The 21247-nt window shown below is 57.5% G+C and carries 23 protein-coding genes and 1 pseudogene; 18 read left to right on the top strand and 6 right to left on the bottom strand.

Annotated elements, in window-relative coordinates; genetic code table 11:
- Positions 1 to 85 precede the first annotated feature (85 nt).
- Together ACIQ0G_RS01670 and ykgO are read right to left on the bottom strand one after the other, a co-directional pair.
- Positions 86 to 697 (bottom strand): HAD family hydrolase, encoded by a 612-nt coding sequence (locus ACIQ0G_RS01670; protein WP_397576405.1) that lies wholly within the window; start codon positions 695 to 697, stop codon positions 86 to 88.
- 102 nt (positions 698 to 799) lie between these two features.
- Positions 800 to 925 carry a type B 50S ribosomal protein L36 gene (gene ykgO, locus ACIQ0G_RS01665; protein ID WP_125229386.1) on the bottom strand — a complete coding sequence of 42 codons (126 nt, stop codon included), beginning with the start codon at positions 923 to 925 and terminating at the stop codon, positions 800 to 802.
- Positions 926 to 1078: 153 nt separating this feature from the next.
- Here ykgO and ACIQ0G_RS01660 point away from each other — a divergent pair, with 153 nt between their 5' ends.
- The 13 genes from ACIQ0G_RS01660 (at position 1079) to ACIQ0G_RS01600 (ending at position 12820) form a co-directional block, all read left to right on the top strand.
- Positions 1079 to 1672, top strand: a complete 594-nt coding sequence (locus ACIQ0G_RS01660) for a DUF4136 domain-containing protein (RefSeq protein ID WP_397576404.1) — start codon at positions 1079 to 1081, stop codon at positions 1670 to 1672.
- Positions 1673 to 1697: 25 nt separating this feature from the next.
- Positions 1698 to 2834 (top strand): M14-type cytosolic carboxypeptidase, encoded by a 1137-nt coding sequence (locus ACIQ0G_RS01655; protein WP_397576403.1) that lies wholly within the window; start codon positions 1698 to 1700, stop codon positions 2832 to 2834.
- Between the two features lie 9 nt (positions 2835 to 2843).
- Positions 2844 to 3299 (top strand): GNAT family N-acetyltransferase, encoded by a 456-nt coding sequence (locus ACIQ0G_RS01650; RefSeq protein ID WP_397576402.1) that lies wholly within the window; start codon positions 2844 to 2846, stop codon positions 3297 to 3299.
- 42 nt (positions 3300 to 3341) lie between these two features.
- On the top strand, positions 3342 to 4025 hold the full coding sequence (gene gpmA, locus ACIQ0G_RS01645; RefSeq protein ID WP_397576401.1) for a 2,3-diphosphoglycerate-dependent phosphoglycerate mutase: 684 nt from the start codon (positions 3342 to 3344) through the stop codon (positions 4023 to 4025).
- A 113-nt stretch (positions 4026 to 4138) separates the two neighbouring features.
- Positions 4139 to 4627 carry a 5-(carboxyamino)imidazole ribonucleotide mutase gene (gene purE / locus ACIQ0G_RS01640; RefSeq protein WP_397576400.1) on the top strand — a complete coding sequence of 163 codons (489 nt, stop codon included), beginning with the start codon at positions 4139 to 4141 and terminating at the stop codon, positions 4625 to 4627.
- A 10-nt stretch (positions 4628 to 4637) separates the two neighbouring features.
- Positions 4638 to 5708, top strand: coding sequence for a 5-(carboxyamino)imidazole ribonucleotide synthase (locus tag ACIQ0G_RS01635; protein WP_397576399.1), 1071 nt, complete (start codon positions 4638 to 4640; stop codon positions 5706 to 5708).
- A gap of 23 nt (positions 5709 to 5731) precedes the next feature.
- Positions 5732 to 6229 (top strand): dihydrofolate reductase, encoded by a 498-nt coding sequence (locus tag ACIQ0G_RS01630; protein WP_397576398.1) that lies wholly within the window; start codon positions 5732 to 5734, stop codon positions 6227 to 6229.
- A 22-nt stretch (positions 6230 to 6251) separates the two neighbouring features.
- Positions 6252 to 7433 (top strand): dipeptidase, encoded by a 1182-nt coding sequence (locus ACIQ0G_RS01625; RefSeq protein ID WP_397576420.1) that lies wholly within the window; start codon positions 6252 to 6254, stop codon positions 7431 to 7433.
- A gap of 161 nt (positions 7434 to 7594) precedes the next feature.
- Complete coding sequence (locus tag ACIQ0G_RS01620) at positions 7595 to 8521, top strand: bifunctional riboflavin kinase/FAD synthetase (RefSeq protein WP_397576419.1); 927 nt, start codon at positions 7595 to 7597, stop codon at positions 8519 to 8521.
- Positions 8522 to 8739: 218 nt separating this feature from the next.
- The gene (gene ileS / locus ACIQ0G_RS01615; RefSeq protein ID WP_397576397.1) at positions 8740 to 11589 is read left to right on the top strand and encodes an isoleucine--tRNA ligase; all 2850 of its coding nucleotides are present in this window, start codon (positions 8740 to 8742) and stop codon (positions 11587 to 11589) included.
- The gene (gene lspA / locus ACIQ0G_RS01610; RefSeq protein ID WP_397576396.1) at positions 11586 to 12134 is read left to right on the top strand and encodes a signal peptidase II; all 549 of its coding nucleotides are present in this window, start codon (positions 11586 to 11588) and stop codon (positions 12132 to 12134) included. Before ileS ends, lspA begins: the two co-directional genes overlap by 4 nt.
- Positions 12131 to 12394, top strand: coding sequence for a DUF3035 domain-containing protein (locus ACIQ0G_RS01605; RefSeq protein ID WP_397576395.1), 264 nt, complete (start codon positions 12131 to 12133; stop codon positions 12392 to 12394). The genes lspA and ACIQ0G_RS01605 overlap by 4 nt, the downstream gene beginning before the upstream one ends.
- Before the next feature lie 12 nt (positions 12395 to 12406).
- On the top strand, positions 12407 to 12820 hold the full coding sequence (locus tag ACIQ0G_RS01600) for a DUF3035 domain-containing protein (RefSeq protein WP_397576394.1): 414 nt from the start codon (positions 12407 to 12409) through the stop codon (positions 12818 to 12820).
- A gap of 521 nt (positions 12821 to 13341) precedes the next feature.
- Here ACIQ0G_RS01600 and dxs read toward each other — a convergent pair.
- From dxs to ACIQ0G_RS01585, 3 genes are read right to left on the bottom strand one after another with little or no spacing between them, the layout of a single operon-like run.
- On the bottom strand, positions 13342 to 15273 hold the full coding sequence (gene dxs / locus ACIQ0G_RS01595) for a 1-deoxy-D-xylulose-5-phosphate synthase (RefSeq protein ID WP_397576393.1): 1932 nt from the start codon (positions 15271 to 15273) through the stop codon (positions 13342 to 13344).
- 54 nt (positions 15274 to 15327) lie between these two features.
- Complete coding sequence (locus ACIQ0G_RS01590) at positions 15328 to 15786, bottom strand: Fur family transcriptional regulator (RefSeq protein ID WP_397576392.1); 459 nt, start codon at positions 15784 to 15786, stop codon at positions 15328 to 15330.
- Between the two features lie 42 nt (positions 15787 to 15828).
- Positions 15829 to 16194, bottom strand: coding sequence for a MerC domain-containing protein (locus ACIQ0G_RS01585; protein WP_397576391.1), 366 nt, complete (start codon positions 16192 to 16194; stop codon positions 15829 to 15831).
- A gap of 126 nt (positions 16195 to 16320) precedes the next feature.
- Between ACIQ0G_RS01585 and ACIQ0G_RS01580 the strand changes: the two genes are divergently transcribed.
- From ACIQ0G_RS01580 to ACIQ0G_RS01565, 4 genes are all read left to right on the top strand, one after another.
- Positions 16321 to 17379 carry a COX15/CtaA family protein gene (locus tag ACIQ0G_RS01580; RefSeq protein ID WP_397576418.1) on the top strand — a complete coding sequence of 353 codons (1059 nt, stop codon included), beginning with the start codon at positions 16321 to 16323 and terminating at the stop codon, positions 17377 to 17379.
- Between the two features lie 143 nt (positions 17380 to 17522).
- Positions 17523 to 18002, top strand: a complete 480-nt coding sequence (rplM, locus tag ACIQ0G_RS01575) for a 50S ribosomal protein L13 (protein WP_183938967.1) — start codon at positions 17523 to 17525, stop codon at positions 18000 to 18002.
- Positions 18002 to 18493, top strand: a complete 492-nt coding sequence (rpsI, locus tag ACIQ0G_RS01570; protein ID WP_324478941.1) for a 30S ribosomal protein S9 — start codon at positions 18002 to 18004, stop codon at positions 18491 to 18493. Before rplM ends, rpsI begins: the two co-directional genes overlap by 1 nt.
- Positions 18494 to 18604: 111 nt before the next feature.
- Positions 18605 to 19495 (top strand): alpha/beta hydrolase, encoded by an 891-nt coding sequence (locus ACIQ0G_RS01565; RefSeq protein WP_397576390.1) that lies wholly within the window; start codon positions 18605 to 18607, stop codon positions 19493 to 19495.
- Here ACIQ0G_RS01565 and ACIQ0G_RS01560 read toward each other — a convergent pair.
- Complete coding sequence (locus ACIQ0G_RS01560) at positions 19492 to 20808, bottom strand: lipopolysaccharide biosynthesis protein (protein WP_397576389.1); 1317 nt, start codon at positions 20806 to 20808, stop codon at positions 19492 to 19494. The two genes, ACIQ0G_RS01565 and ACIQ0G_RS01560, sit on opposite strands and share 4 nt — an antisense overlap.
- A 140-nt stretch (positions 20809 to 20948) precedes the next feature.
- Here ACIQ0G_RS01560 and ACIQ0G_RS01555 point away from each other — a divergent pair.
- Positions 20949 to 21247 (top strand): annotated as a pseudogene (locus ACIQ0G_RS01555) (hypothetical protein); the annotation flags it as partial.

The raw sequence follows: 21247 nt of genomic DNA, 5'->3' as shown, positions 1-21247 counted from the left end.
TGTTTTTTGGTTCATACAAAGGCGCAGCGCACGCGACGCAAATCATATATTCTCTGCGTCCTCCGCGCCTCTGCGCGCAAAAACATTAGTCCAGTAAATCAAGCGCCACCAATGCGCGGCGCAGCGTTTCTGCATCGGTAAAATGATGCGCAGCAAAGCCATTGGCGCGGGCGCTGACGACATTGTCGTGATTGTCATCGATGAATATCGCCTCGCCGGGCTTCAGCCCAAAGCGCCGCAGCGCCAGCGCATAGATATCGGGGTCTGGCTTGACCATTTTCTCGACGCCCGAGACGACAATGTCTCCGAAATGGTCAAAAATTGGTTGGGTCGGACGGAACATCTCCCAAAACTCCGCACCAAAATTGGTAATGGCAAAAAGCGGGACGGCGCGCGCGGCCAGTTCGTGCACGATTTCCAGCGCGCCTGTGACAGGGCCCGGAATCGTCTCGTTAAAACGTGTCCGGTACGCGTCGATCTCGTTTTCATATTTCGGATATAGCGCAATACGTTCCGCGGTCATCTCGGCCAATGGCCGACCGGCATCATGCTGAAAATGCCATTCGGGCGTAACAACATGCGTGACGAAATATTCCAGCTCCGCCTTGTCGGCGATCAACTTTGCAAAAAGATGCCGCAAATCCCATTCGAACAGCACTTTGCCGACATCAAACACGACGGTGGTGATTTTTGTCATGAGCAAATCCTAGAGTGAAGACGCAAAAAAACCGCCCGCGAATCAGATTCGGAGCGGTCTTTTGATAAAACCATCTGCCCGCATTGCGCAGGCAGCGGCCAATTAACCCTGGCGCGCCTTAAAGCGTGGCTGGGTCTTGTTGATCACATAGGTCCGGCCACGACGACGAATCACGCGGTTGTCACGATGGCGGCCTTTGAGCGACTTGAGAGAATTAACGACTTTCATCGGATTTACCCGTCTTTTTGATGCATAAAGCTTGAATTGAAGGCGCGCTCCTATGGGTGGGGCGGCGGAAAGTCAAGCGCGTTCGGCGCAATTATGCGATTCAGCCCCCATACATAGCTTGCCATGATATATGATGCGCTAAAGGATAGGACCATGATGAAAACTCCCCGAATTTTGCCACTTCTCGCGCTTTCACTGCTGACGGCCTGTGTCGTTCCTACGGGCCCTGTTGAGGTCACGCGCTTTAACCGCGCATCCGAAGGCGTGCCTTATGGCAATAGCAGTTTTGGGGTTGAGGTTGCCGGCGAATCGGCGGCGGACCGATCGCTATCGGCTTCGCCTTATGTTGCGGCGGTGACGCGTGAAATGCAGCGGGTCGGCTATCGCAATCCAACGGGTACAAGCGACGTTGTTGCCGAAATACGCTTTGGCGCGACGATGATACGCCCGGAGCGCCGGTCACCGGTTTCCGTGGGCGTCGGCGGATCAACCGGCAGCTATGGGTCGGGCATTGGCTTGGGCGTTGGCATCAATCTCGGTGGCGGGTCGGCAGCGCAATTGCAGACCACATTGTCGGTGCGCATCATCCGGCGCAGTGACCAGCTGGTGATATGGGAAGGGACGGCGGTGCAATCGGCCAAAGCGGGCTCTCCTGCCGCGCAGCCCGCTATTGCGGCCTCAAAATTGGCAGAGGCATTGTTTAAGGACTTCCCCGGCGTGTCTGGCGAGACTATCCGCGTTCCATAAACTTCATTGCGAGAGCGAACCAAAAATGCCGATCACCGATATCAATGCTGCATTCGACAGCGGTAACATCCTAGTGCACGCCATCGATGGCAACCGCGCCACCCTTGGCATTCGCAAGGATAAGGATTCGGAGTTCGCGCAATGGTTCCACTTCCGCGTTGCGTGCGCAGCGGGTGAAGAAATTGAACTGCGCATAACGGGCTTGGAGGGCAGCGCCTATCCCGGCGGCTGGCCAGATTATCGCGCCTGCGTTTCCGAAGACCGCGATTTTTGGGGCCGCGCCGATACGAGCTATAACAAAGCCGCGGACGGCGGCACACTGACCATCCGCTACACGCCCGCCAGCGACATCGTCTGGTTCGCCTATTTCGCGCCCTTTAGCATGGAACGGCACCATGATCTGATTTCTGACGCCGCAACATGCGAAGGCGTTAGCTATCGGTGCTTGGGCCACAGCCTGGAAGGGCAGCCGATTGATTGCCTGTCGATGGGGGATGGCGAAACGCAAGTCTGGCTGTACGCGCGCCAGCATCCGGGCGAAACGCAGGCCGAATATTGGATGGAAGGTGCGTTGGATATGCTCACCGACCTTAGCGATCCGCACACGCGCGTGTTGCTGGAAAAATGCCGGTTACATATCGTGCCCAATTGTAATCCCGACGGCAGCTGCCGCGGACATTTGCGCACCAATTTTGCGGGCGTAAACCTGAACCGCGAATGGGCCGAGCCAAGCTTGGAGCGTAGTCCAGAGGTGCTGGCTATTCGCAACGCCATGGATGAAACCGGCGTGCATTGGGCGATGGATGTTCATGGGGATGAAGCCATTCCCGCTGCATTCATGGCCGGGTTTGAAGGCATTCCGTCATGGACCGATGACCAAGGCGCGCGATACAATGATTTCATCAATCGCCTCGCCGCGCGCACACCCGATTTCCAGACCGAGCTGGGTTACACCAAAGCGGGGCCGGGCAAAGCCAACCTGACCATGTCGACAAACCAGCTCGCCGAGCGTTTTGGTCCGTCGCATCAATGCGTGTCGATGACGCTTGAAATGCCTTACAAAGACACGGTGCACGGCAATGATCCCTATCAGGGATGGTCGCCCGAACGGTGCCGCCTGCTGGCCCGCGAGTGCCTCGCGACGCTGGCGGAGATGGTGTAAGCGGCCCCCATGCGCATCATCTTGGATGATCTTTCCGGCAGTGAAATCCGCGCCTTGCTGGAAACGCATTTCGCGGGGATGCTGGCAAGCTCGCCACCGGAAAGTTGCCATTTTCTGGATTTCGACGGGCTGAATGCGCCCGATGTAACCTTTTGGTCGATTTGGGACGGGGATGCGCTTGCGGGGTGCGGGGCGTTGAAAGAGCTGACGCGCGAACATGGCGAGGTCAAATCGATGCGCACGCATGCGGACCATTTGCGCAAAGGTGTTGGCGCCAACATGCTGACGCATATCATTTCGCAAGCGCGCGCCCGTGGTTATCATCGCTTGAGCCTTGAGACCGGCTCGTCGGCGGACTTTGCGCCTGCGTTGGCGCTGTATGAAGCGCATGGGTTTGAATATTGCCCACCCTTTGGCGATTATGTCGAAGACCCGTTTAGCCGTTTCATGACCTTGGCGATTTGACCAACTTGCGTTAGGGCGCGGTCAAACAACGAAGGAACTCCCATGCCAAAGCTTATCCTCATTCGCCACGGACAATCCCAATGGAACCTGGAAAACCGGTTCACCGGTTGGTGGGATGTCGACGTAACCGAAAAAGGCGCAGCCGAAGCGTGGGCCGCGGGTGAGTTGATGAAGGCCAAGGGCATTGCCCCTGATGTCGCCTTTACCAGCGTGCAGACGCGCGCGATCAAGACGTTGAACCTTGCGCTTGAGGCGATGGGCCGGCTTTGGGTTCCGGTGACCAAAAACTGGCAATTGAACGAGCGCCATTATGGCGGCCTGACGGGCCTTGATAAGGCAGAGACAGCGGCCAAGCATGGCGACGAACAGGTCAAAATTTGGCGCCGCAGTTTTGATATTCCACCGCCGCCATTGGAGGTGGGATCGCCTTATGACCTGTCGTCCGATCCGCGTTATGCGGGCATCAAAATCCCCGCGTCGGAAAGCCTGAAAGACACGATACTGCGCGTTCTGCCATATTGGGAGAGCGCCATTGTCCCTGAACTAAAGGCCGGAAAGACCGTTCTCATCTCTGCGCATGGCAACAGCTTGCGCGCGCTGGTGAAGCATATTTCGGGCATTTCGGATGCGGATATCAATGGCCTTGAAATCCCGACCGGCCAACCGATTGTCTATGAACTCGACGACAATTTGAACGGTGCATATCACTATCTATCCGCGCAGTAACATTGTCGTGCCGCGTGCGTGCGCGGGCCTGTGATTATCCTATTGTTGCTGGATTGCGCCTTTTGCACCACGCGGCTAAGGCCATGCCATCAAAGTTGTCAGGGGAGTGACACATGACTGACTCAGCGCCGCTTATTGGCATCATCATGGGAAGCCGTTCGGACTGGGACACGATGCGCGAAGCGTCCGCCACGCTGACCGCGCTCGACATTCCTCATGAATGCAAAGTGGTGTCCGCGCACCGTACGCCTGAGCGTCTGTACGATTATGCAAAGAGCGCGGCCGATAGGGGTCTGCAATGCATTATTGCGGGCGCGGGTGGCGCGGCGCATCTGCCAGGTATGGCGGCATCGATGACGCGGCTTCCGGTGCTTGGCGTGCCGGTACAGTCGAAGGCGCTGGATGGCATGGACAGCCTGTTGTCGATCGTCCAGATGCCCGCAGGCATTCCCGTCGGCACGCTCGCGATTGGCAAGGCGGGCGCAACGAACGCCGCGCTTTTGGCCGCGGCGATGCTCGCCAATAATGATGCAGCGCTCGCGGCGCGGCTGGATGCATGGCGCGCGGCCCAGACCGCGTCGGTCGCCGAAACGCCAGAGTGAGACGAAGCCGATGACTGCGTTGCCTCCTGGTTCGACCATTGGAATATTGGGTGGCGGCCAGCTTGGCCGGATGCTCGCGGTTGCGGCGGCCCAGCTTGGCCATCGCTGCCATATTTACGCGCCAGCGGGTGACAATGTGGCGTTTGACGTTGCCGCGCAAAGCAGCATTGGCGCCTATGACGACCATGCCGCGTTGAAAGATTTTGCGCAGCAATGCGATGTCGTCACCTTCGAATTTGAAAATGTGCCCGTTGCACCGCTTGAAACGATTGCAGGGCTCGTCCCCATTTATCCGCCGGCCAAGGCATTGGAAGTTGCGCAGGATCGTGACGCCGAAAAGCGCTTTGTGCGCAGCCTTGGCGGACAGACAGCGAACTTTGCCATCGCAAATGTGCAAGACGACGTGCAGGCGGCGGTTGATGCGGTGGGTATCCCGTGCATTCTGAAGACGATCCGCATGGGATATGACGGCAAGGGGCAGCTTCGCGTCACGTCGCAGGATGATCTGGCCGATGCATGGGCGCAGACCGGAGCGCAGCCCCTGATCGCGGAAGCCATGGTGCGGTTCGATGCCGAATTTTCGGTGATATTGGTGCGCGGCCAAGATGGCGAGATCCGCTTTTGGGACAGCCCGCACAATGTGCATGTCGGTGGCATTTTGGCAACGTCGACGCTGCCGGCTGGCGCACTTGTGGAAAGCCAGCAACAGGCGGCGCGCGATATGGCGGCGGCGGTTGCGACCAAGCTTGATTATGTCGGCGTATTCACCGCCGAATTTTTTGCCAGCAGCGCCGGTCCCTTGTTCAATGAAATCGCGCCCCGCGTGCACAATAGCGGCCATTGGACGATTGAAGGCGCGGTCACGAGCCAGTTTGAAAACCACATTCGCGCGATTTGCGGACTGCCACTTGGCAGTACCGAAACGGTGGCGGCCCGTGTCGAAATGCAGAACCTGATCGGGGATGATGGCGACGCCTTTGAACAGATTTTGGCCGACCCCGCGGCGCATCTGCATCTCTATGGAAAGGCACAAGCGCGCCCGGGGCGAAAAATAGGCCACGTCACCCGCTTGTATCGCTAAGTTTTTCAAGGCAAAGCGGGGTTATGAATCATCCCGAAATTATCCTTGTCCTCGCCCGCGCCGCCAACGGAGTCATCGGGAAAGATGGCGGCATGCCGTGGCATCTCCCCGCGGACCTGCGGCATTTCAAACAGATAACCAAAGGCCGGCCCATGATTATGGGGCGCAAGACCTTTGACAGCCTGCCCGGCCTGCTGGATGGCCGACGCCACATTGTTTTGACGCGCGATACCGAATGGGAAGAAGAGGGCGCCGAAATCGCGCATTCGGTGGCCGACGCGCTGAAGATCGCCAACGGCCCACATGTGTGCATTATCGGCGGCGCGGAAATCTATAATCTGTTTCTGCCGCTCGCGGACCGCATTGAACTGACGGAGATTGCCGCGCAGCCCGAAGGCGACACGTCGGTTCCGGATTTTGATGTGGCGGAGTGGGAAGAACTGTCCCGCGAAAGCCATGCTGCGTTGAACGGCGCACCGGCGTTTGATTTTGTCACGCTTGTGCGGCGGGCAAAGAACTAAGCGCGGTATATTGGGGGAAATGATGCGCAAGAAATTCTGGATTCCACTGACGCTGATTGGCGCGGCTGCGATTGGCTTTTTCGGTTTTTTGCCTGGCTATGTCGAAGGTTCGATGAACGCGGTGGACGGTCAGCCGCTGATCAAGGTCAGCGATGAGGCCAAGGCATTGCACAAGACATTGAACATCGTCGACCTGCACAGCGACACGTTGATGTGGAACCGCGATTTGGGCAAGCCTGCGGATCGCGGCCATATGGATTTGCCGCGCCTGCAAGAGGGCAATGTCGCGCTGCAGCTTTTCTCGTCAGTCACCAAAACGCCCAAAGGCCAGAATTATGATGGCAATGGTGCGGACACCGACAATATCACTTTGCTGACCTTCGCGCAGTTGCAGCCAGTGAAAACATGGCGCTCATTGGTTGAGCGGTCGCTATATCACGCGTCGAAGCGCGACCATGCGGTCACGGGATCGGACGGAAAATTGCAAGCCGTGGACAAGGCGCAGCAGCTCGATGCCTTGCTGGCCGCGCGGCAAAAGGACCGGAGCACCGTCGGCGCGATGCTGACCATTGAAGGGCTCCATAATCTTGAAGGCAAGGCGGAAAATCTCGACCGATTGTACGACGCCGGGTTCCGCATGGCGGGGTTCACGCATTTCTTTGACAATGAATTGGGCGGGTCGATGCACGGCCTGAAAAAAGGCGGACTGACGCCGTTTGGTCGCGACATTTTGCGCCGGATGGAGGCCAAGGGCATGATTGTCGACATCGCGCATCTCAGCCATGCTGGCGTTGCCGAGGTTCTGGCCATGGCGAAGCGTCCCGTGGTCTCCAGCCATGGCGGGGTGCAAGCGACGTGTAAGGTGAACCGCAATCTGACCGATGACGAAGTGCGCGGCGTCGCCAAAACCGGCGGCATCATTGGCATCGGCTATTGGGAAGGCGCTATATGCTCCACCGATCCGCGTGCTGCGGCCAAGGCGATGAAGCATGTGCGCGATCTCGTTGGCATTCAACATGTCGCGTTGGGATCGGACTATGATGGCGCGACCACGGTGCGTTTCGATACGTCGCAACTCGCGCAAGTCACGCAAGCGTTGATGGACGAGGGCTTCACGCCAGACGAAATTCGCGCCGTCATGGGTGAAAACGCGTTGCGCGTCATCCGTGCTGGCTTGGTACCGATGGCGAATGTTGCAAAATGACCTATACGCAAAACCGTAGCCCTGAGCCGTCGATGCGAAGCGTCGGCGAAAAGTCGAAGGGCGTTGCAAGATCGAGAGCCGCCCTTCGACGGACGCAATCGCAAAGCGATTGCTGCTCAGGGCTGCGGTGAAATTGATATTACGGTGACATTGATATGACCATTCCGCGCCTTTCTGCCAAAGACCGAACGCCTGACGCATTGCGCGGCGGTGTCGTTGCCTTGGGCAATTTTGATGGCTTTCATTTGGGGCATCAGGCCGTTGCTGGCGAAGCGATAAAGCAGGCCAAGGCGGCGGGTAAGCCAGCGATCATCGCAACATTTGATCCGCATCCCGTGCGCTTTTTTGCGCCGGAATCGCCTTGGTTCCGTCTAACGACGCTCGATCAGCGCCAGCGCTTGTTTGAAGAAGCCGGTGCCGACGCGATGCTGGTGTTTGATTTCGATGCAGAGCTTGCCGCGACCAGTGCCGAAGATTTCATCGTCACATTGCTGATGGAACGTCTGGGCATTTCGGCGGTGGTCACAGGTGAGGACTTTACCTTTGGACATAAGCGCGGCGGCAATATTGACGTGTTGCGCGATTTGGGCGGTGCGCATGGCCTGACGTCGACCGCCATGGGGCCAGTGGTCGATGATGGCGGCGTGATATCGTCGAGCCGTATTCGCAATGCGCTAAAGGATGGCGACTGCGCCACGGCCACCGCCTTGCTCACCCGGCCGTTCACGGTTGAGGGCATTGTGCAGCATGGCGATAAAAACGGGCGGCTTTTGGGTTTCCCGACCGCCAATATCGACATGGGCCATTATTTGCGCCCGCGGTACGGCATTTATGCGGTGAAGGGCCGGTTGCCCGATGGGCGGGTGCTGAATGGCGCTGCGAACCTTGGTATCCGCCCGACGTTCGACCCGCCCAAGGAATTGCTTGAGCCGCATTTCTTCGACTTTGCCGAGGATCTGTATGGGCAGAATATCGAAATCGAATTCCACGCCTTCATCCGCGGTGAGGCGAAGTTTGACAGTCTGGACGCACTGATGGCGCAAATGGCGCAGGATTGCGACGAAGCCCGCCGGATATTGGGCGCGTAGTGGGCGGAGCGATAAACCATCGATTCCCTGGCTTCGTCACCCTGAACTTGTTTCAGGGCCTTAATTCCGGACCGTTTGAAAAAGTAAGATGCTGAAACAAGTTCAGCATGACGGTGTAAGATAGATCTTTCCAAACCATCGCCACATGACGCGGTGCGTGCAACAGCGCGGATACAGGCTTTATTTGCAGCGCCATATCCTTTAGGCACCCGCACAACATGACTGACCCTATCGACTATCGCGACACCGTTTTCCTGCCGAAAACAGATTTCCCTATGAAGGCCGGCCTTCCGCAGAAGGAACCGGGCATTCTCGCGCGTTGGCAGGCGCAGGATTTTTATGCGGAGCTGCGCAATCGCCGCCGCGGGCGTGAGAAGTTCATTCTGCATGATGGCCCGCCTTATGCGAATGGCGACATGCATATTGGCCACGCGCTGAACCATATCCTGAAGGACATGGTCGTCCGCACGCAGACATTGTTGGGCAAAGACGCGCCTTATGTGCCCGGTTGGGATTGCCACGGCCTGCCCATCGAGTGGAAGGTCGAAGAGCAATATCGCAAGAAAAAGCTCAACAAGGACGAGGTCCCCGCCGTCGAGTTCCGCGCCGAATGCCGCGCTTATGCGCAACATTGGGTCGATACGCAGCGCGAACAATTGAAGCGGCTGGGCATCAATGCCGATTGGGACAATCCCTATCTGACCATGGATTTCCAGGCCGAAGCCACCATTGTTTCGGAGCTGTTGAAATTTGCCGAAAGCGGCCAGCTGTATCGCGGTGCAAAGCCCGTGATGTGGTCGCCGGTGGAAAAGACCGCGCTCGCGGAAGCTGAAGTCGAATATGAGGAGATCACGTCGACGCAGATTGACGTGGCGTTTGAGATCGTGGAATCGCCGATTGCCGAACTCGTTGGCGCGCATGCGGTGATCTGGACAACCACGCCTTGGACGATTCCGGTCAATCAGGCGATCGCTTATGGTCCGGATCTTTCTTACGACCTTGTTGAATGGAACGGCAAAAAGTACCTAGTCGCATTCGGTTGCCAAGCTGCGTCGATGCAACGCTGGGGCTACGAACCTACCAGCGCCGAAGGCAGGCTTGCTGGAATGTATAGTGGCGACAAGTTAGCCGGAACCATCGTCCGTCACCCGATGCACGAACTCGGCGGTTTCTTTGCCAAGCTGCGTCCAATGCTCGCGGGCGATTTTGTCACGACCGACAGCGGTACCGGCCTCGTCCATATGGCGCCCGACCATGGTGAGGATGACTTTGACCTGTGCAAGGCCAATGGCATTGAACCGGTCTTCGCGGTTGAAGGCGATGGCAAATATCGCGCCGATTGGCTCTGGCTCGGTGGCGAGGGCAGCGTCATCAACCCCAAATTCAACGCGCCTGACGGCCCCATCTGCACCGCGTTACGCGACGCGGGCGGACTGCTCGCGGCATCGGCGGATTATAAGCACAGCTATCCGCACAGCTGGCGGTCAAAGGCGAAGGTCATCTATCGCTGTACCCCGCAATGGTTTGTGCCGATGGATAAGCCACTCGATCTAAACCGTAGTGCTGAGCTTGTCGAAGCACGCGTATCGGACGAGAGCCGCCCTTCGACAGGCTCAGGGCTTCGGTCTTTGAGAGACACCGCAATGACCGCGATTTCGGACACCCGCTGGGTTCCGGAAAAGGGCCAGAACCGCATCACCGCAATGGTCGAAGGCCGCCCCGACTGGGTGCTGTCCCGCCAGCGCGCATGGGGCGTGCCGATCACGCTTTTTGTGGATCGCAAGTCCGGCCAATATCTCTGCGACGCGGGCGTGAACGCACGTATCATCGCGGGCATTCGCGAAAATGGCGTCGATGGCTGGAGCGACGAACGCGCACAGGAATATCTGGGCAGCGACTATGCGCTTGCCGATTATGAACGCGTCACGGACATTTTGGACGTGTGGTTTGATTCGGGCTGCACGCATGCCTTTGTCCTCGAAAGCGGACGTTGGCCCGATCTGTTGCGCGAAGAAGGCTATACCGGCCCGCGTGCGGACCTCTATCTCGAAGGCAGCGACCAGCATCGTGGCTGGTTCCAGTCGAGCCTGTTGCAAAGCTGCGGCACGCGCGGTCATGCGCCCTACAAGGCGGTGCTGACCCACGGCTTTACGATGGATCAAAAGGGCATGAAAATGTCCAAGTCGCTGGGCAACACGATCAACCCGCTCGACCTGATGCGCGACAGCGGCGCGGATATTTTGCGGCTGTGGGCGTTGACCGTGGACTTCACCGAAGACCACCGGATCGGCAAGGAAATCCTGCAGGGCGTTTCCGACCAATATCGCAAATTGCGCAACACCTTCCGCTATCTGCTCGGCGCGCTCGACGGGTTCACCGACGCGGAAAAGGTTGAAGTTGCCAAAATGCCCGAGCTGGAGCGTTATATGCTCCATCTGCTCGCGGATATGGACGCGAAGTTGAAGACGGCGGTCAATGATTTTGACTTCAACACTTATGTCCGGTTGCTGACCGAGTTTTGCAACGAAGACCTGTCGGCATTCTTCTTCGATATCCGCAAAGATTGCCTCTATTGCGACGCACCGACCGATCCCAAGCGGATGGCGTATCGTACAGTGCTCGACACCTTGTTCCACGCCCTCGTGCGCTATGCCGCGCCGGTGCTGGTCTTCACCAGCGAAGAGGTGTGGCAGACGCGCTTCCCCGATGAAGACAGCGTGCATTTTTCGGATTGGCCGGAGGTTCCCGCCGTTCTTGACGGGGCCTTGGCTGAAAAATGGTCGAGCATTCGTGCGGCGCGTATGGTCGCAACCGAACAAATCGAACCCATGCGCCGTGAGAAGATTGTCGGCTCCAGCCTTGAAGTGGAATATACCCACAGCGGAGTGTTCGGCGATGTAGATCTCGCCGAAATATTCATCGTCTCGGCTGTCCATCACGGCGATAGCGCTGGCGCAGTCAAAACCACCAACCACAAATGCGGCCGTTGCTGGCGGCATCTTCCCGAGGTTGTGGACGATGGCGCATTGTGCGACAGATGCGATACTGTTGTGAACGGAAACGCATGAACCCCAATTCCAAATTCCGCCTTCAGGGCATCATGCTGGCCAGCCTTGTGTTCATCGCGGACCAGATCGTGAAATATGCGATGCTTGGCCCGCTTCAGCTGAAAAGCCGCGGTGTCATTCACATCATTTCGTTCTTCGACCTGCGCTATGCCGAAAATCGCGGCGTTTCGATGAGCTTTCTGACGGCAGATAACGATGGCGAACGCTGGGCGTTGGTGGCGCTGACGGCGGTGATTGCCGCGGGTGTTGCCGTTTGGATGTGGCGGGAGAAACTGCGCGGCGATGTGCTGGCCTTGTCGCTCGTTTTGGGCGGCGCGCTTGGCAATATCGTGGACCGCGTGCGCTATGGCTATGTCGTCGATTATGCCGATTTGCATATTGGGGCATTCCGGCCTTTTTACATATTCAACCTTGCCGATGCCTGCATCAGCATTGGCGTGCTGATATTGCTTGCCCGCGCCTTCCTGATAAGCGACAAGCAAGCGGTAGGCGGGACTGACGTTCAGCAACCCGAAAGCAGCGCTGACATAGTGGAGAAATCATGAAGCGGATCAATATGTTTGCGGCGGCGTCAGTTGCTTTGCTCGCGCTTTCGGGCTGCGGCACCACCAGCGTGTTTGACCGTGACCGGCCAGATGAATTTGCCGTAAGCCGGTCAAAGCCGCTTCAGCTTCCAACCGAATTTGTGTTGCCCGCGCCGACACCCGATGCGCCGCGCCCGCAAGATGGTGATACGAAAGATCAGGTTTTGGACGCAATGTTCGGCGGCGCAGCACCAGCGCCCCGTCCGCAGTCTGCCCAGTAAATGGATACGCATATGAAAACGAAATCAGCCCTACTCGCTATGGCGATCGCGACCCTGCCAACATTGGCGGGTTGTTCCTCGGTAGGCAATTTGCTTGGTGGCAATGAAGTGGCGGCGCCAACGGTTGGCCGCGCTGCGCCTTTGGTCGTTCCACCCGATTTCGCGCTGGAGCCAACCGCGGCAACGGCAATCCGTCCGGCCGACGGTGGTCAGGAACAGGTTTTGGACGCTTTGTTTGGCGGCATCGCACCGCGTTCTGCCGCTGAACGCGCGATCTCAACGACTTCGGGCAATGCCGAAATGGGTATTCGTTCTTCGGTCGGTGACCCGCAGACCAACACGGTCAACAAAGGCAGCATCACCCGCGACATCATCGCCGCGCCCGAAGGCGACGGCCAAACCGCGCAGGCTGTTATTCCGGGTTAAGCTGACGAGAATTTGTTTATCGCGTCCCGAAGGTTAGGCGCTTTGGCTGTGCCGGAACAAGCCCGTCCTTTGACCTAAAATTCATAAAACGTCCGCGGTTGAACCAGATTTCGTACCGCCCATTCGGTTTAGCGGTACACGCCATTGTAAAGCTGCGGCCATCGGCTGAAATTTTGGGTTTGTTGTCGCACAGCGGATAGGTTTCCTGGTTCGCTTGAACGAAGGAAAAACTTCCGGGAGCCATCGGACGGTCAAACGTTACCTTCAGGACATAAGGGCCGGGCGGTATCACACTGCCATCGGTAGGGTAGGTTGCTGTGACCGTTGGCGGGCCTGCCGGAGTTGATGACGCGGCATAGAACAAAGCTGCTCCCGCAAGAAATATGGCGGCGATGGTTGTCACAATCAGTCCTTTCTGAATGGCCCGGTCGTGCTAGTTGGGTCCGACGGCATGATCCGTTGATGGATGTGCCGAAGAACTTGTTTCTCGCGCTCGGGTAAATCCTGCGCTGCCACCGTCATCAGGCCCGAACGCTCGCTTCCTCCACGCCGGCGCTGTTGTGGCGCAGCGCCTTTAGCACTGTTTCGACGATCTGCGGGGCATTCAGGCCGGCTTCGTCATATTGCTTTTGCGGGCTGTCATGTTCCTGGAACATGTCCGGCAAGCGCATCGTGCGGATTTTTAGACCAGCGTCCATCAAGCCAGCGTCGCTGGCGAGTGTCAGAACATGCGCGCCAAGGCCGCCCACGGATGCCTCTTCGACCGTCACGACAACTTCATGCGTGGCGATTAGATGGCGGATCATTTTTTCATCAAGTGGCTTTGCAAAGCGCAAGTCGGCGACGGTGGTACTCAGGCCCTTGGCATCCAGCGTTTCTGCCGCCTTCATCGCTTCGGCCAAGCGCGTGCCGAGTGAGAGAATCGCAACCTTCTTGCCTTCGCGGATGATCCGGCCTTTGCCGATTTCCAACTGCTGCGGCACGTCGGGCATCGCAACGCCCGTGCCATTGCCGCGCGGATAGCGGAACGCGATGGGCCCGCTGTCGTGCAGGGCGGCGGTGTAGGTCATGTGGACCAGTTCTGCCTCATCAGCAGGCGACATGACGACCATATTGGGCAAGGTCGCCAAATAGGTAATGTCGAACGAACCCGCGTGCGTGCTGCCATCGGCGCCGACGAGGCCAGCGCGGTCAATGGCGAAGCGTACCGGCAGATTCTGGATCGCGACGTCGTGCACGACTTGGTCATAGGCGCGTTGCAGGAAGGTGGAGTAAATCGCGCAGAAGGGGCGCATCCCCTGTGCCGCAAGTCCAGCCGCAAAGGTGACGGCATGTTGTTCCGCGATGCCGACATCGAACGCCCGTTCGGGGTGCGCGGCAGAGAATTTGTCGACGCCGGTGCCGCCGGGCATTGCGGCGGTTATCGCGCAAATCTTGGGATCGGTTTCGGCGAGCTTGGCCAGCGTTTCACCGAAGACATTTTGATAAGCGGGCGGGCCGCCACCGGGGCCCTTGTCCTGCTTACCCGTGACCACGTCGAATTTGACGACGCCATGATATTTGTCAGCTGACGCTTCGGCAGGGGCGTAACCTTTGCCCTTTTGCGTAACGACATGGATCAGCACGGGGCCTTCGGCATTGTCGCGGACATTTTCGAGGACGGGGATAAGCTGGTCGAGATTATGGCCGTCGATGGGGCCGACATAATAAAAGCCAAGTTCTTCGAACAAGGTGCCGCCCATCGCCATGCCACGCGCGAATTCTTCCGCCTTTGACGCAGCCGAATAGATGCGGCGCGAAAGCTTTTTGGCGACTTTGCTCGCAAGGCTGCGCAGGCCGAGATATTCGCTGGAGGACACCAGACGCGACAAATAAGCCGACAGACCGCCAACGGGCGGTGCGATCGACATGTCATTGTCATTCAGGATGACGACCAGACGGTTGCCCGCGGCTTGGGCGTTGTTCATCGCCTCATAAGCCATGCCGGCCGACATCGAACCATCACCAATGACGGCAATCGCTTTGCCGGGTTTGCCCGCAATCTTGTTGGCGACGGCAAAACCCAAGGCGGCCGAAATAGAGGTGGAGCTATGTGCCGCGCCGAACGGATCATATTCGCTTTCGCTGCGCTTGGTGAAGCCCGAAAGGCCCCCGCCTGTGCGCAAAGTGCGAATGCGGTCGCGGCGACCCGTCAGGATCTTGTGCGGATAGCATTGGTGGCCAACGTCCCAGACCAAACGGTCATCGGGCGTGTTGAAGACATAATGGATAGCGGTCGTCAGTTCGACGACGCCCAAGCCAGCGCCCAAATGGCCGCCCGTCACGGAAACTGCAGATATGGTTTCAGCGCGCAATTCATCCGCGAGCTGGCGAAGCTGCGACGCGGCAAGATTGCGAAGGTCCGAGGGCACTTTAACCGTGTCGAGTAACGGCGTGTCTGGGTTATGTGTCATGACGTCAGCTTAGCGGCCTTTTATCGGGGTGTCGAACGGGTAATTGCGCCAGCGCTACCCGCAATCGGCGCATTTTCCGCGGACTTCGATCACGGGGCGAACCTCAGCAAAACCGGCATGTTCGGCCGCTGCGCGAACGTTCATGGTCAGTGTGTCGTCATCAATATGTGTGGCCGTGCCGCAGCTGTCGCAGATCAGGAAAATGCAATCATGCAAACATCCGGGATGCGAATTTGCAAGATAGGCGTTCGCGCTTTCGACGCGGCGCGCAAGGTTGGTGGTCACGAACAGATCGAGTATCCGGTACACGCTGTTGGGTGCAACGCGCTTACCGCGCTTTTGCGAAACGAGATCAGCGATGTCGTAGGCCGATGCGGGTTTTTCAAATGTGGCGAGCACGGCGAAGATATCCGCACGCATATCGGTCCATTGCTCGCCCGCCTCGACCAACGCCGACTCGGCGGCTTCGGCAAGCGATGCGCCTGCATGCTCGTGATGATGATGAACTGCCATGATGGTGATGTAGGCTTTGACAGCCAGCCGGTCAATTGCCCGTCAGGCAGATGCGCGGTGGTTCAGGAAATGTCCTAACGCGAGGCAGATGACGCCAAGGACGGTCCAGACGATCTCCATCAATCCATGTGGTAGCGTCAATGCGCCCGCCATCATGCCGATGCCGGCTGCGCCAACGATAGCTGGCGTAAACAGTCCATGATCCCAAAAGCCCTTACCAAGTGCCAGCACGCCGAAGAGAATGGCCAGAAACAGGCCAGTTTCATGAATGACCGAGTTGAGCAAAACACCGCTCGCCGATGCCAGAAACGCGAGCAAAAGCGTGGTGACAAGGCAATGCACAAGGCACAGGCCGGCAATGCTTAAGCCAAGCCCGTCCCATCGCCATTTTTTCCATGCCTGCGTCATTGCGGTCGCACTACACCGATTCGTTAGACGTTACAACATTACATCGCATAAATTGCAGCCATTATGACCATTTTTGCAACCTCTGTCCGCTTGCAGCTTGCTGAAATCAGGGGCATATCGCGGCTTATGAACAAAGCTCCGCATTCTGACACCGCAGCCAATCCGTGCCCATCGCGCCCTCAGGCGCTGATTACATGGCTTATGAGCGTGGCGGTTCTCGTCTTCGCGATCGTCGTTGTGGGCGGAATTACGCGTCTGACCGAATCGGGCCTGTCGATTACCGAATGGAAACCCATCACGGGCACCTTGCCACCGTTGAACGAGGCGAGCTGGCTCTCCGAATTCGAAAAGTACAAACAAATCCCTGAATATACCGAGATTAACGGTCCGGCTGGCATGACGCTGGCGGAGTTCAAATTCATCTATTTCTGGGAATGGGTCCACCGCTTGTTGGGACGCGTCATCGGATTGGCATTTGCGCTGCCGCTGGCGTGGTTCTGGATCAAGCAGGCGATCCCAAGCGGCTATAAGCCGCGCCTGCTTGCTTTGCTTGCGCTTGGTGGTCTGCAAGGGACCATTGGCTGGTGGATGGTGTCATCGGGCCTTTCTGCGCGCACCGATGTCAGCCACTACCGGCTTGCCGTCCATCTTTTGACGGCCCTCACAATCTTGGGCGGCCTTGTTTGGACTGCGCTTGATTTAAAGGAGCTGACAAAAAATCCATCGGCAAAGCCCGCGCGTATCACAGGCTTTACGGGCAGCATCTTGGCGATATTGTTTATCCAATTGCTCTTCGGCGCGTGGGTTGCCGGGTTGAATGCCGGATATGGTGCCAACACATGGCCATTGATGAACGACCGTTTCTATCCAGATGGCGTCGATACCGCCAACGGCGCATTTTACGCCTTGGTGAATGACCCCTATCTCACCCATTTCGTCCACCGCTGGTGGGCGTGGGTCGCGGTGATTGCGCTGATCCTGATGGCACGGCGGGTCAAGAAAGCGGGCGTTCGTGGGGCTTCTGCGGCGATCCATAGCGCCTTCGGTATCCAGATGCTGCTGGGCATTGCGACCGTGATGACGGGGGTCAACATCGTCCTTGCCGTTTCGCATCAGGCGGTCGGCGCCCTTTTGGTTGCGGCAACGGTCTGGGGCGCGCATGTCTTGGGGCGTGATACCGCCTAAACGCCGACGGGTATTATTATACCCGTCGTAAAACCCTTGCTTTTGCTTGACTATTGGCCGGTTCATCGCCATTGGCACAGCTTCGCGTGCAGGATCCTTTGTGATTCTGTGCAACACTAAAATTTCGAAAGGTGCGATTAGCGATGAAAACGCTATCCAGAGTTACGAAATCGATCCGTCCACAGGACGTCGAGAAATCGTGGATCCTCATTGACGCAGAAGGTTTGGTTGTTGGCCGTGTTGCCAGCCTTATCGCCAACATCCTGCGTGGTAAGACCAAGCCAAGCTACACCCCGCACGTTGATTGCGGCGACCATGTTGTCGTCATCAATGCGGACAAGGTGAAGTTCACCGGCAAGAAGCTGACCGACAAGGTTTACTATCGCCACACCGGTTACATCGGCGGGATCAAGGGCATCACTGCGGGTAAGGTACTTGATAGCAAGTTCCCTGAGCGCGTCCTTGAAAAGGCCGTTGAGCGCATGGTTCCACGCGGTCCTTTGGGTCGTGCCCAAATGCGCGCGCTGCATCTGTATAATGGTACCGAGCATCCGCATGCCGGCCAACAGCCAACGACGCTCGACGTCGCTTCTATGAACCGCAAGAACAAGGTGGGTGCATAATGTCTGAAACTGCAAATTCGCTCGCTGATCTCGAAACCCTGGGCGCCGACGTTCAGGCACCAGCTCAGATTGCTGCTGTCGTTCGCGAACAGGAAATTGATGCGCAAGGTCGCGCTTATGCAACTGGCCGTCGTAAGGACGCGGTTGCACGCGTTTGGTTGAAGCCAGGCACCGGCAAGATTGTCGTCAATGGCCGTGATCAGGAAGTTTACTTCGCACGTCCTTCGCTGCGTCTCGTCATCAACCAGCCGTTCGGTGTCACCGAGCGTACGGGCCAATATGACGTCATCGCAACCGTCAAGGGCGGTGGTCTTTCGGGTCAGGCTGGCGCGGTCAAGCATGGCATCGCTCAGGCACTGTCGAAATATGAGCCACTGCTGCGTAGCGCTGTGAAGTCGGAAGGCTTCCTGACCCGCGACAGCCGCGTTGTCGAGCGTAAGAAATACGGCAAGGCCAAGGCGCGTAAGAGCTTCCAGTTCTCGAAGCGTTAAGAATATTCAGAAACGCAAGGGTTCACCCTTGCGGACTGTTAGGAAGGGGCGGCTCCGTTGGGGCCGCCTTTTTTCGTTGTTCAACAGCGCGTTAACCGGCACATAGCGCGAATGATCAAATATATCCTCATGGCTTTGCTCCTTGCGCTTGTTGGTTCCGGCTTATGGCTCTGGAACAAGAGCGATCCACAAAAGCTCGATTTTGCCGACCGGTGGGCGCCCGGGGCGGCCGAGTTTGATGGAGCGCCTGTGACGGCGATCGCTTACGGAACCGACGCGCGGCAGAAGCTGGATATCTATGCGCCTGAAGGCGCTGCATCCGCGCCGTACCCCGTCCTCATCTTCTTTCATGGTGGTTCGTGGCGCGATGGTGAGCGGGAAGGCTATGGCTTTTTGGGTCGTGCCTTTGCATCGCGCGGATATGTCACCGTCATTGCCGATTATCGCAAATCACCAAAGGTTCGCTTCCCCGCATTTGTGGACGACACAGCGGAGGCCATTGCGTGGGTGCACGCAAATATCGCCAAGCATCAGGGCAACAAAGACAACATTTTCCTGATGGGACACAGCGCTGGCGCGCATATCGCGATGATGACGGCGCTTGATCCGCGCTATTTGAAGGCGCAGGGCCTTGGGACGGACGTTATTAAAGGCGTGATCGGGCTAGCCGGCCCTTATGATTTCTTGCCGTTCACCACCGAGTCATCGAAAATTGCCTTTGGCCATTGGCCCGACTTAACCGAGACCCAGCCTATTACATATGCGCGCGCCGATGCGCCGCCATTGTTGTTGCTGACGGGGGACAAGGACACTGTGGTGAAACCACGCAACAGCAAGGTCCTGTCGGAACGGATTGCCGCGCTGGGTGGGAAACAGCAGCTGAAAATTTATCCCGATGTTGGCCATTCCGACATCATCATGGCGGTCGCACGGCCCTTCCGGAACAAGGCGCCTGTCATTACCGATGTTACGACCTTCATAAAGGCGCACGAACCGCGTTAAGCCGCGTCTGTGGTTTTTGGTGCAACTATCTTTTGCCGATAGGAAATGACCAGCAGCGCGGCGTTGACCATAGCTGCGCCTAACATCGCGAATGCTGCACCAACCTCGGCATAAATGGGCATAAGCCAGATCATCATAAGCACCACGACAATAGCACCAGCAAGGCTGCACAGCATCACCCGGCCAGCCTTGCCCGCGGTGAGCAGTGCAGGCTCCAACCCCAATGTGGCAAATTGCACGGCGGTGGCTGTGCCCAAGATCAATACCAACGGATAAGCGGCGACAAACTCTGCGCCAAATATCCACATCAAGGCCGGTTTTCCGGTGAAGCCAACAATCGCCAATACGAGCACCGCCGCAACGCCGGACACTTTAATCATGCGGCTGAGCAAATTGCTGGCATCTTTGGCGTCGACGGTGTGCGCAACGCGGGCATATTCGGTAAATATAGCCATCGATATGGCGTCGCCGACACGGGCAAAGACCTGACCCAATTGATAGCCAAGCCGGAAAAATCCAGCCGCCGCTGCACCAACGGAAAAGCCGACGACCACCGCAACCATTTGCTGGCTGGTTAGCTTAAAGCTGGATCCCATATTGGACCACAACGCGAATTTTGTAATGCCGGGGAAGCTTTCCTGAAAGCCGCGCAGCGTTGGCATACTGTTGAGCCGCAGCGGCAATTTAAGCCGGCGCAAAACATTCCCCCAAACCCATATAGTTGGCACCATTTCGGACAATAGCCACACCGCGAGGAACCCCCATGCCGTAGGCTGTGTCAGCACCAATACACCAGTGCCGATAAGGCGGATGATAGGCACCAGCATGTCGGGAATGGCGGCGTCGCCAAAGCGGTCGTTGATGCGCAGCAGCCCTGTCGGTGTCGAACGGGCGGACAGCACCAAAAGGGTCGTGAAGCCGACCACGGCGATTGCCTCTGAGTCACTCCAGCCTTGGTTGTATGCAAGCGCCCATGCGCCGACTATCGCAACCAGAAACGCCAGCAATGCGCCGATTATATCAAGGATCAGGCAAAACCATGTGAGTTCGGCCAGCTTTTGATCGGACTTTGTGTGCACCAATGTCGTGCCATAGCGGATCAATATTTGCCACGTCTGGAATGATGTGAAGCTGGATATTGTTTGGGCAAAGCTGAAGATCAGCATGAATTTGCCAAATTCTGCCGCACCCAAGCTTTGGGTCGAAACGGCAAGGTAAATGAGGCTGAGCACCGCAGAGGTGGTCTTTGGCAAGAACAGCCAAGCGCCCGATTGCAAAATGCGCCGCCCACTCCCCCGTTTCTGTTCAGCCATTACGCCAGACCCCCAATCCGTATGCGGGACTAGTGCACTTCCGCCGTTAATCAAAGCCATGTCATGATGTGCAGGTAAAAAATTGAACGCGCCGCAAACTGGTCGCAAAAATCTATCAATGGCGATAGATGCCGCTTTGTATGAATAATCCACGACACAAGAAGGCTGCGGCCTCCGTCAAATCGGACGTCATTTTCCTGTTCAACCATGACGCAGGCCACCAAGTGGCGCACTTGGCGGGGATAGCCGGCGCATTCGCGTTACGTGAAAAATCCTTCCGGGCGATTGTTGCCTTTGGCAGTGACGTTACGCGCAAAGAGGTCGAAAGGCTGCTGACGCCCGAACAGATTGCTGCCTTGCATTGGCGGTCGCTGGCGTTACCCGAATGGCTCAAGACGATCACAAACGGCCTGAACCGGATCGTGCCCGTTCACCGGAT

Origin of the sequence: Sphingorhabdus sp. (assembly GCF_044354325.1) — a bacterium.
Classification (GTDB): Bacteria; Pseudomonadota; Alphaproteobacteria; order Sphingomonadales; family Sphingomonadaceae; genus Sphingorhabdus_B.
The sequence above is the reverse complement of the archived record's forward strand: the minus strand, read 5'-3'. Positions and strand labels throughout refer to the sequence as shown.

What these genes read in the sequence shown, in the direction of transcription:
- rplM (WP_183938967.1), top strand. Translation starts at nt 17,523, where the DNA reads ATGAAAACGCTATCCAGAGTTACGAAATCGATCCGTCCACAGGACGTC.
- ACIQ0G_RS01630 (WP_397576398.1), top strand. Translation starts at nt 5,732, where the DNA reads ATGAATCATCCCGAAATTATCCTTGTCCTCGCCCGCGCCGCCAACGGA.
- purE (WP_397576400.1), top strand. Translation starts at nt 4,139, where the DNA reads ATGACTGACTCAGCGCCGCTTATTGGCATCATCATGGGAAGCCGTTCG.
- ACIQ0G_RS01580 (WP_397576418.1), top strand. Translation starts at nt 16,321, where the DNA reads ATGAACAAAGCTCCGCATTCTGACACCGCAGCCAATCCGTGCCCATCG.
- ACIQ0G_RS01660 (WP_397576404.1), top strand. Translation starts at nt 1,079, where the DNA reads ATGATGAAAACTCCCCGAATTTTGCCACTTCTCGCGCTTTCACTGCTG.
- ACIQ0G_RS01590 (WP_397576392.1), bottom strand. Translation starts at nt 15,786, where the DNA reads ATGGCAGTTCATCATCATCACGAGCATGCAGGCGCATCGCTTGCCGAA.
- ACIQ0G_RS01670 (WP_397576405.1), bottom strand. Translation starts at nt 697, where the DNA reads ATGACAAAAATCACCACCGTCGTGTTTGATGTCGGCAAAGTGCTGTTC.
- ACIQ0G_RS01605 (WP_397576395.1), top strand. Translation starts at nt 12,131, where the DNA reads ATGAAGCGGATCAATATGTTTGCGGCGGCGTCAGTTGCTTTGCTCGCG.
- ACIQ0G_RS01585 (WP_397576391.1), bottom strand. Translation starts at nt 16,194, where the DNA reads ATGACGCAGGCATGGAAAAAATGGCGATGGGACGGGCTTGGCTTAAGC.
- ACIQ0G_RS01565 (WP_397576390.1), top strand. Translation starts at nt 18,605, where the DNA reads ATGATCAAATATATCCTCATGGCTTTGCTCCTTGCGCTTGTTGGTTCC.
- dxs (WP_397576393.1), bottom strand. Translation starts at nt 15,273, where the DNA reads ATGACACATAACCCAGACACGCCGTTACTCGACACGGTTAAAGTGCCC.
- gpmA (WP_397576401.1), top strand. Translation starts at nt 3,342, where the DNA reads ATGCCAAAGCTTATCCTCATTCGCCACGGACAATCCCAATGGAACCTG.
- ACIQ0G_RS01560 (WP_397576389.1), bottom strand. Translation starts at nt 20,808, where the DNA reads ATGGCTGAACAGAAACGGGGGAGTGGGCGGCGCATTTTGCAATCGGGC.
- ACIQ0G_RS01650 (WP_397576402.1), top strand. Translation starts at nt 2,844, where the DNA reads ATGCGCATCATCTTGGATGATCTTTCCGGCAGTGAAATCCGCGCCTTG.
- ACIQ0G_RS01635 (WP_397576399.1), top strand. Translation starts at nt 4,638, where the DNA reads ATGACTGCGTTGCCTCCTGGTTCGACCATTGGAATATTGGGTGGCGGC.
- ACIQ0G_RS01655 (WP_397576403.1), top strand. Translation starts at nt 1,698, where the DNA reads ATGCCGATCACCGATATCAATGCTGCATTCGACAGCGGTAACATCCTA.
- ACIQ0G_RS01625 (WP_397576420.1), top strand. Translation starts at nt 6,252, where the DNA reads ATGCGCAAGAAATTCTGGATTCCACTGACGCTGATTGGCGCGGCTGCG.
- ileS (WP_397576397.1), top strand. Translation starts at nt 8,740, where the DNA reads ATGACTGACCCTATCGACTATCGCGACACCGTTTTCCTGCCGAAAACA.
- ACIQ0G_RS01600 (WP_397576394.1), top strand. Translation starts at nt 12,407, where the DNA reads ATGAAAACGAAATCAGCCCTACTCGCTATGGCGATCGCGACCCTGCCA.
- ykgO (WP_125229386.1), bottom strand. Translation starts at nt 925, where the DNA reads ATGAAAGTCGTTAATTCTCTCAAGTCGCTCAAAGGCCGCCATCGTGAC.
- lspA (WP_397576396.1), top strand. Translation starts at nt 11,586, where the DNA reads ATGAACCCCAATTCCAAATTCCGCCTTCAGGGCATCATGCTGGCCAGC.
- rpsI (WP_324478941.1), top strand. Translation starts at nt 18,002, where the DNA reads ATGTCTGAAACTGCAAATTCGCTCGCTGATCTCGAAACCCTGGGCGCC.